Source organism: Companilactobacillus paralimentarius DSM 13238 = JCM 10415 (genome assembly GCF_001434985.1).
In the GTDB taxonomy this organism is placed as follows: Bacteria; Bacillota; Bacilli; order Lactobacillales; family Lactobacillaceae; genus Companilactobacillus; species Companilactobacillus paralimentarius.
The window spans coordinates 1-9,535 of sequence record NZ_AZES01000129.1 but is presented as its reverse complement, the minus strand read 5'-3'; the positions used below and the strand labels follow the sequence as shown (position 1 = coordinate 9,535).

At 35.0% G+C, this 9,535-nt stretch carries 10 protein-coding genes; 4 read left to right on the top strand and 6 right to left on the bottom strand.

The genetic code is table 11. The features are described 5' to 3' along the window. Positions 1 to 28: 28 nt before the first annotated feature. The 6 genes from FD33_RS10695 to hisS all read right to left on the bottom strand — a co-directional run bounded on the left by FD33_RS10695 (position 29) and on the right by hisS (position 6,494). Positions 29 to 886, bottom strand: coding sequence for a BspA family leucine-rich repeat surface protein (locus FD33_RS10695; protein WP_152319253.1), 858 nt, complete (start codon positions 884 to 886; stop codon positions 29 to 31). 464 nt (positions 887 to 1,350) lie between these two features. Beyond that, positions 1,351 to 2,229, bottom strand: coding sequence for a YitT family protein (locus tag FD33_RS10690; protein WP_025086126.1), 879 nt, complete (start codon positions 2,227 to 2,229; stop codon positions 1,351 to 1,353). A 66-nt stretch (positions 2,230 to 2,295) separates the two neighbouring features. Continuing rightward, on the bottom strand, positions 2,296 to 2,814 hold the full coding sequence (gene msrA, locus FD33_RS10685; protein ID WP_025086125.1) for a peptide-methionine (S)-S-oxide reductase MsrA: 519 nt from the start codon (positions 2,812 to 2,814) through the stop codon (positions 2,296 to 2,298). Beyond that, a complete protein-coding gene (gene msrB, locus FD33_RS10680) occupies positions 2,814 to 3,233 on the bottom strand; it encodes a peptide-methionine (R)-S-oxide reductase MsrB (RefSeq protein WP_034544405.1) in 420 nt (139 codons plus the stop codon). The genes msrA and msrB overlap by 1 nt, the downstream gene beginning before the upstream one ends. A gap of 217 nt (positions 3,234 to 3,450) precedes the next feature. Continuing rightward, positions 3,451 to 5,220, bottom strand: a complete 1,770-nt coding sequence (gene aspS, locus FD33_RS10675) for an aspartate--tRNA ligase (RefSeq protein ID WP_025086124.1) — start codon at positions 5,218 to 5,220, stop codon at positions 3,451 to 3,453. A gap of 2 nt (positions 5,221 to 5,222) precedes the next feature. Beyond that, positions 5,223 to 6,494 carry a histidine--tRNA ligase gene (gene hisS, locus FD33_RS10670; protein WP_025086123.1) on the bottom strand — a complete coding sequence of 424 codons (1,272 nt, stop codon included), beginning with the start codon at positions 6,492 to 6,494 and terminating at the stop codon, positions 5,223 to 5,225. A 375-nt stretch (positions 6,495 to 6,869) separates the two neighbouring features. Here hisS and FD33_RS10665 point away from each other — a divergent pair, with 375 nt between their 5' ends. From FD33_RS10665 to FD33_RS12715, 4 genes are all read left to right on the top strand, one after another. Beyond that, entirely contained in the window at positions 6,870 to 8,162 is a 1,293-nt protein-coding gene (locus FD33_RS10665; RefSeq protein WP_051564312.1) for an N-acetylmuramoyl-L-alanine amidase, read from the top strand. A gap of 86 nt (positions 8,163 to 8,248) precedes the next feature. Further along, the gene (locus FD33_RS12515) at positions 8,249 to 8,767 is read left to right on the top strand and encodes a histidine phosphatase family protein (protein WP_025086121.1); all 519 of its coding nucleotides are present in this window, start codon (positions 8,249 to 8,251) and stop codon (positions 8,765 to 8,767) included. A gap of 64 nt (positions 8,768 to 8,831) precedes the next feature. Beyond that, positions 8,832 to 9,134 carry a hypothetical protein gene (locus FD33_RS10655; RefSeq protein ID WP_056955964.1) on the top strand — a complete coding sequence of 101 codons (303 nt, stop codon included), beginning with the start codon at positions 8,832 to 8,834 and terminating at the stop codon, positions 9,132 to 9,134. Positions 9,135 to 9,271: 137 nt separating this feature from the next. Next, positions 9,272 to 9,457, top strand: coding sequence for a hypothetical protein (locus FD33_RS12715; RefSeq protein ID WP_148299228.1), 186 nt, complete (start codon positions 9,272 to 9,274; stop codon positions 9,455 to 9,457). The last annotated feature ends 78 nt before the right edge of the window (positions 9,458 to 9,535 follow it).

The window sequence follows — 9,535 nt, the reverse complement described above, 5'->3', positions numbered from 1 at the left end:
ATTTCGTATTTATTTTTTGGACAAGTGGCTAACTTGTTCTTGTAATTTTCGGAAAAGATAAATCAGTCTCTTTAGTGTTACTAAACATACTAATCATACTAGTTACTTTTGATGTATCCCAATCAGCAATATTCTTCACTTTATCGATGTTACTATCACCTGAAAACATACCATTCATTTTGGTCACACTGGAAATATTCCAATTGCTTAAATCTAATGAATCAAAAATTGTCTTGTTAAACAAATAACTCATTGTATCCACTTTTGAAACATTCCAATTTTTAATCTCATTGGGATCACTCTTTGTGAAATCAACACCAGAAAAAGTATAATTTAAATTTGTTACATTAGAGGTATCAAATTTAGATATATCCATGCTGGTCAGCGAATTATCACCTAAAAATAAATAGCTCATATCTGTACATTTTGAAGTATTCCAAGTATTTAAACCAATGATTTGAATTAGATTAGAGTCATTTCTAAAAAATGCTTTTAAGGCAGCTGCGTTAGAAACATCCAAATTTGTAACGTCAATAGTTTTAGCATTAGTCAATCCCGAAAAAGGTCCATAATCTTTACCCGTGCCTAAAATGCTGACTCCTTTATCAACATAGACACTAGTAATTGAACTAGCATATGAAATCCAGCTTCCTTGATCAGTTGTTAAAACCCCAGTATGAATCGTTAATTTACCATCACTATCAATATCCCACGTACAAGTACCATCTTTACCACTGCTAACAATAGCATCCGTTAATGGTGTTAATAATAAAGAAGTCGTACTTTTGTTGGCCGTCAAATCATTATTTATTGTCAACATTTTCTGAATGCCAATTGTAGTATCTGCTTTGACCGTTTGGTTATTATAAGAAAAATATGCCGCCATTAAAAAAACATTAATTAACACAAAAAATAATCGATAATTACATTTATAAATGTTTATTTTCTTCCCAAAATAAAACATACAAATATCAACCCTTTCGTCATCAGAAGTATACAACATAACGAATTATCAATTATCTCTTTTATAAAAAAAATTATGATATTCAATAAGTGGCAAATATTTTATAAATTCCATTCTTATATAGAAAATTGGCCATAAAATGAAGCTAGATTGCATATTGATATATCAAGGATAGTTGTGGCAATGTTATTTAATTAAAAAATATTTATTCTTAATTAATCTTTTTTTAAATTAAAATAGTAAGTAAAAAATCATTTTTACTACTAAAATCAATTGACATTATGATATTAACAACAAAATAAAGTATTATTCTTAAGATATATCGTTAAACACAGAGCAAGTGATTTCGACAAAAAAGGACAAAACCAAACGGTTTTGTCCTTTTTTTAATATATATGAGCCTGATAAAATCGTCCCATGACTTTGACAGTATCTGTGACACTGACAAACGCATGTGGGTCTGAATTAATCATCGCGGTCTCTAAATCATGTAACTCAGCACGTGAGATAACCGTAAACAGAATCGTTTTCTCTTCATGTTTATAAGCACCCTCGGCATCATGCACAATCGTAATACCACGTCTCATTTCATTTTGAATTTGCGTAATAACATTCTTAGGTTTGGAAGTAACAATCATAACTTGAAGTTTCTGATCTTTGTTATAGATCATGTCGATAACTTGTCCGTTAATAAAAATACTGACCGCACTATATAAAGCATGTACCCAACCAAACAAGAAACCAGCACAGGCAACGATAAAGATATTAAACATAATATTTATCGTTCCTACACTTTTACCAGTCTTCTTACGTAGAATAATTCCCAAAATATCAATTCCACCAGTTGAAATACCATTTCTTAATGCCATCCCCGTACCAAATCCATTAGCTACAGCACCAAAAATTGCACACACCAATGGATCGGCAGTAATTTTGATTGGTGGCAACAAATGCATCATCGTACTGGCTAAAGCTACCGCAATCACCGTAAAGACAGTAAACTTGTGATCAATCTTTCGCCAAGATAACACGAATAATGGCGCATTCAATGCAAAATACATTACCGCTGTCGATAAATTAAATGGCAGCCATCGATGTGAAATTGTTGAAATCAACTGAGCAGCACCAGTTACACCAGAACCATAAATTCCACCCGGTGTCCAAAACATGTTAACCGCAACTGATACAGCAATTGAATATAAAAATGCTACTGAAACTTTGGATAAGTATTGATGTCTTTCGATCAACTTATCTAATTCACCCATACTAAAAGTTCTCCTAATTGTCTTAAGTTACCTAAACATATTAGCACAAATGATCAAACTTTTAGATTATTTCCGATGTTTTTTAATAAATTCCCCACGACCGCCACTTTCTTCAAGTTCGTATCTTAGAGGATTTTTCTTATAAAAGTCTTGGTGGTAGTCCTCAGCGTCATAAAATGGTTCAGCGGGAAGAATTTGAGTCACGATGGGATCATCAAATTCTCCAGATTTAGCTAAATCTTCTTTAGACTTTTCAGCAATAGCCTTTTGTTCCTCATTAGCATAATAAATTACTGGGCGGTAGTTATCGCCACGATCCTGAAATTGTCCCATAGCATCAGTTGGATCAGCAACTTGCCAGTAAGTTTCAACTAATTGTTGATAAGAAATAACATCGGCATCATAAGTTATCTTAACGGCTTCGGTATGACCTGTGGTACCAGTACATACTTGTTCATAAGTTGGATTAACAACATGTCCGCCAGTATAACCAGAAATAACAGAAATGATACCAGGTTGTTGGTCAAAAGGACTAACCATACACCAGAAACAGCCTCCTGCAAAAATTGCGGTTTCTTCTTTCATTATTCTGCATCTCCTTCGTCGACATATTTCTTATAATCTGAATATCCTTTTTCATCCATTTTTTCATACGGAATAAATTTTAAGGCTGCTGAATTAATACAGTATCTCAATCCACCTAATTCTTGTGGACCATCAGTGAACACATGGCCTAAATGAGAATCAGCATCTTCACTTCTTACTTCAGTTCTTTCCCTGCTTAATCTTGTGTCGCGTTTTTCCTTTAACTTAGCAATTGGTTCACTAAATGAAGGCCAGCCACAACCAGCATCATACTTTTTAGCTGATGAAAATAGAGGCTCTCCACTTGCAATATCAACATAGATACCTTTTTGATAAAAGTCATCATATTTTCCACTAAATGGACGTTCTGTCGCTGCATTTTGAGTTACATCTAACTCTTCACCAGATAAACCCTCTATTGTTCTAAGTTTACAACAATAAACTATTATATTGCAATCAAATATCTAGATATAAAAATACTTTAGAAAATATTTTTATATCAAAACAAATAACCGTAATAATGGTCTAAATTGATCATTATCACGGTTATTTTGACGTTCTTTCTTTTTGAAAGAAACACTGTTCTATTTTAATTGTGGAAACAAGCTATGCAAGGGTAACTTCTTGCCCTGCTCTCTAGTCTTTTTTACTTACTTCAATTCCTAAATCATCCAATTGTTGTTTTGCAACTTCAAGTGGAGCATGTGTCATTGGTTCTGTAGCATTTGAGTTCTTAGGGAAGGCAATAACATCTCTGATATTATCCTTGCCTGAAAGAAGCATAGCGAATCGATCCAAACCAATAGCCAAACCACCATGTGGAGGACAACCATATTGTAAAGCATCTAGTAGGAAGCCAAATTGTTCATAGGCTTTTTCTTTAGTGAAATTCAATGCTTTAAGCATCTTCTCTTGAATCTTGTAATCGTGGATACGAATTGATCCACCACCAAGTTCATAACCATTCAAAACAATATCATAACTTTGAGCATAAGCTTTATGAGGATCCTCACCATCATTTAGATAGTGAACATCTTCTTCATTTGGCATTGTAAATGGATGGTGAGCGGCAGTCCAACGTTTTATTCCTTCATCATATTCAAACAATGGCCAATTAACAACCCAGATAAAGGCAAATTCATTTGGATCATACAAATGTTGTTCTTTAGCAATTGCCTTTCTCAAGTAACCTAAGGCGTCAGCAACAACTTTTTTCTTGTCGGCGACAAATAGTACTAAGTCATTGTTTTCAAGGCCTAAGCGATCAACAAGAGCGTCTTTGTGATCCTTGATAAACTTAGATACGCCACCTGTCATATCATCATCATTGTACTTGAACCATGCAAGTCCTTTGGCACCAAAACGTTTGATATATTCTTGATAGCTTTCGATATTTTTACGTGAATATTTGTCAGCAGCATTCTTAACAACAATAGCTTTAACTTGACCACCATTATCAATGGTATTCTTGAAGACTTTGAATTCAGTATCCTTCAAAACATCATTCAAGTTTTGTAATTCCATACCAAAACGAACATCTGGCTTATCTGAACCATAACGATCCATAGCATCGTCCCAGTCGATTCTTGGGAATGGAGTTTTAACTTCAATACCCTTTTCATCTTTCATAACACGAGCAATAAGTCCTTCGGTAACTGTTTGAATTTCTTTCTTGTTCATGAATGAAGTTTCAATATCAATTTGTGTAAATTCTGGTTGACGATCGCCACGAAGGTCTTCATCACGGAAACAGTGAGCCAATTGGAAATAACGATCAAAGCCACCGACCATCAACAATTGTTTGAATAATTGTGGTGATTGTGGAAGTGCAAAGAAACGACCAGGATAAACACGTGAAGGAACAAGATAATCACGAGCACCTTCTGGTGTTGATGGTGTTAGGTTTGGTGTTTCAATGTCAATAAAACCATTGTCATATAGATATTCATTAACTGAATGCTTAATTTGAGCACGAGTTCTGATTGCCTTTTGCATTTCAGGTCGACGTAAATCAAGATAACGATACTTTAATTTAGTTTCTTCAGATGAATCAATATCATCTTTGATTTCAAATGGTGGTGTCAATGATTTGTTAAGAATCTCAACCTTTTCAACAACAACTTCAACTTTACCAGTTGTCATTTCATCATTTGTAGCACCTTCGCCACGAAGTCTAACTGTACCGATAACATTGATAACATATTCTGATCTCAATGTTTCGGCTACATCAAGTACATCTTGATGATCAGTATTAAATACTAATTGAACAATTCCTTTATAATCTCGTAGGTCGACGAAAACCAATCCACCTAAATCACGACGACGTTGAACCCAACCGTCTAAAGAAACTTTTTGACCAACATACTTTTCAGTAATGTTGCCACAATAATCTGTTCTTTCTTCCATGTTTATCCCTCGACTTTTTTCAATTCTTCGGCTAAGTTTTCTAACGATACACTGACTTGTTCGCCAGTTGCCATGTTTTTAACATTAGCTGTATCATTCTCTAACTCTGTATCACCAATAGTTACAGTGTATTTAGCATTCAAATTATTGGCTGTCTTGAATTGAGCTTTGATTTTTCTTTGTAGATAATCTTTATCTGCAACAAAACCTGCTTTACGCAAGTTAGAAAGAATCTTCACTGAAGCACGTTCAGCTTTGTCTCCAATTGTTACTAAGTAAACATCCAAAGCGTTTTGACTTGGAATATCTTCATCTTTAAGCAACAACATTAATCGTTCCACACCAAGTCCAAATCCGATACCTGGTGTCTCTGGTCCACCAAGTTCTTCAACAAGGCCATTGTAACGGCCACCAGCTAAAACAGTGATTTCCTTATTGTCGAATGCAGGATCAGTTACCATAAATTCAAAAATAGTGTGGTTATAATAATCAAGTCCACGAACCATTGTTGGATCAATTTCATAATTTACATCAAGATCATCTAACAATGATTGTAGATATTCAAAGCGTTCCTTAGAAGCATCATTCAAATAATCCAAGATAGATGGTGCATTAGCAACAATTTTTTTGTCCTCTGCATCTTTACTATCAAGAATACGTAATGGATTCTTTTCCAAGCGAACCTTTGAGTCATCACTCAATTGATCTTTGAATGGTGTGAAGTAGTCGACTAAAGCTTTATGATAAGCTGCGCGTGACTCTGGATCTCCTAGTGAGTTCAAAGCCACCTTCAAATTCTTGATTCCCAAACGATTCAAGAATTCTAGACCTACAGTAATAATTTCAGCATCTAATTCAGGAGAATCTGAACCAAAAGCTTCAACTCCAATTTGATGGAATTGACGTTGGCGACCAGATTGTGGACGCTCATATCTGAACATTGGGCCCTTGTACCAAACTTTATAAGGCTTGATATGTTCTGGTCCATATAACTTGTTTTCAACATAAGCACGGACAACGCCGGCTGTTCCCTCAGGTCTCAAAGCAATATGTCTATTACCTTTATCTTTAAAATCATACATTTCTTTTGAAACAATATCAGATGTATCACCTGATGAACGTTCAAAAACTTCGTATGATTCAAAGATTGGTGTTCTGATTTCAGAAAAACGATACTTATTAAAGGTATCTTGAGCAACGGATTCTACATATTGCCATTTTTCTGATTCTCCAGGCAAAATGTCCATTGTCCCTTTTGGTTTTTGATAACGCATAAAATCCTCCTTAATAAAAAAACACCCCTGTCTAATTCAGACAAGGGTGCTCTTTTGCACGGTACCACCTAGTATTTTTGCTGCAGTTAACGCCTGCCAAACGATTAAAACCGTCACGCAATCAATTACTATCTGTTCTCAGCAGCCAGATTCTCTGTAAGGTAATTATCTGATTTCGAATATATTTATAAACTATCCGAAATAACCTTTAAAGTCAAGGCAGATTTGGAATTTATTGGGAATATGTGAAAAAATATTCCCCCTTCTACCAAGTTTTTCCAAAAAATTCACATTGTATCTTTCAAGTTAGCGCTTTTTTCAGTAATATATACATATAGTAGTATCGGTAAATTAGACTACAAAGGAATCAGTTAAATGAAAAAAATAATTAAATTATTCATTAAAAACCGGATTCTTGTTGCTATTTTGTTATTACTTGCCTTATCGAGTTGGTCAACAGTTGCTCTAGCTAGTGCCAATTCGGTCGTGGTTCAGTCAGACTCAGTTAATGTCCGTGTTGGACCCGGACTCGCCTATGCTAATATGGGTCAAGTTAAAAAAGGTGACAAACTAGCTATTCTAGCTGAGAAAAACAAATGGTATCAAGTAAGATTATCCGGGGATAAAATCGGCTGGATTGCCAGCTGGCTAATTGATAATACCGAAGTAAGTTCAGCCACTAATAAAGTGGGCATTGTCAAAGTACCGAACACAACTGTTTTCAAAAATGCTGACGCTAATAGTGACGTTCTTGGAACGATTGAACAATCAGAGAAAGTTACTATCATGTATCAAGAACAAGATTGGACACAGATCTTGTATAACGGTACTGCCGGTTGGGTTAAATCTAACTTCATCCAGGGAACTCAAAAAACTTCTGGATCCTCAAATACTTCTGATAATGATATTAAGACAGTAACTGTCACACAACCTAATACTAAAGTTAGAATTGAGCCAAATCAAAACGGACGAGTTGTTAAATCCGTCAAAGTGGGTAAAAAATTTGATTACCTAAGTAAAGATGGTAAATGGTACAAAGTCCGTGATTCTGATGGTACTGTTGGTTATGTTGCTAGTTGGGTCGTAACTATTTCGGGAACTAAGAGTGCTGTTAAGTCAGCCGCCACAAACATTTCTGAGGCTACAATCATCTTAGACCCTGGTCACGGTGGTAACGACTCCGGTGCTGAATCAAGGAAAGACACATTTGAAAAGAACTTTACTCTCAAATATGCCAAAGCCATCAAACAACAGCTTGAAAAGACTGGCGCTCGTGTTGTTATGACTCGTTCTGGTGATAGTAGTAAATCACTCGGGGAACGTGCTCGTCTCTCTAGCAAGATTCAAGCTGATGCCTTTATCAGTTTGCATTTTGATTCCAGTGCTGAAGCTAATTCTGGTTCTGGTGTCACAACTTATTACTATAATCGTAACAAAGATGGTAAATTAGCTGATGATATCAATAGTCAATTAAAGGGTCTATCTATCGGTAGCCGTGGTACTGCACAAAAGGACTTATATGTTTTACATTACAATAGTCAACCTTCAATTCTAATCGAATTAGGCTATATCAATTCAACCAGCGACTATAAGTACATCAATTCTGATAAATATCGTGAACAAGTGGCTCAAGATGTCACAAATGGTTTAAAAGAATATTTTAAATAATTAAAAAGAAAGCTCTTTCAATCTAATTACTGATTGAGAGAGTTTTTTTGGTATAGTAAAAGAAAACACTAAAGAAGATACTAAAAATGAAAATATATTTAATTCGTCATTCGGAACCAGATTTTTCTCAAGTTGATGCCGTAGGTTACACTGGATTAGCACGTGATTTAACCAGATTAACACCAAACGGTATCAAAATTGCTGACAAGGCCGCTCAAAATCCCGCTTTTAATGAAATACAAATGTTATTAATCTCCCCCTACACTCGCACAATGCAGACAGCACAGGAAATTTTAAAATATCATCAGATTCCCAATCAAGTTGAACTGTTGCTGCACGAATGGCGTCCTGACAAATCTGGTAAAATGGACGTTACCGAGGAGCAACTAGCTCTGGCCTATAAGGATTATTTGGATGGTACTCACAAATCAGATTTGGACTTTGAAACACGTGAAGAAGTTATGCAACGAGTCAACTCTGTTTTCGATTGCTATAAAGATAAGTATTCTTGCATCGGTTGTGTTACTCATGGTGGCGTGATGACTCAATATACAGGCGACCGCATGACTCCTTTCTGCGGAATTTACGAAATAAATTACAAGTAATTTATTTAATATAATATTAATTTTGTTATAATACCTTTAATGAATTACTGAGGGGATCTTTTATATGCGTAATTTTAAAAATTTATTAACCAAAAAAACTATTGCTGAACTATACGACCAAGATGGCAAGTTGCCTAAACTATTTAGAACCTACAACAAGCGACAATATATTGAACTATTTATTGGTTTGGCTACATTGATGATTCGAGGAGTTGGTATTTTATTCTTAATTGCTTCCCTACTGGATCTTTATGCTTTCTCTTATGTACTCAATGTTCGAAATCTAGATACTGGTAAAACTTTTCTCATGGATAAACCCGAATGGAAAAAATATCGTCAACAGTATAAAAAATTAGCTGAAGAGTAAGGAGTAATTTTTATGAAAGTTTATTTGATTCGTCATTCATAAACAGACTTCTCCCTATACTCGAACGATGGAAACGGCCTTGGAAATAGTTAAACAACATCCCACCATTCCTACACATGTAGAACTATTACTTTCACTTGTCTGATTTTGACTATGAAACTGGATCAGAGATAATTGATTGTGTCAGTTTCGTACTTGATAAATATAAAGATAAATATGATTGTATTGGCTGCGTTACTCACGGCCAAGTTATCCGTTGGATGACAGGTATGGATATGAGTTCCAGCATGCCTTATTGTGGTATTTATCAAGTAAAGTACTAATAATACAAAACAGCACCTATTTAGGGCTGTACGATAAATAGAGTTGATAGGCATTTTGCCATCAACTCTATTTTTGTA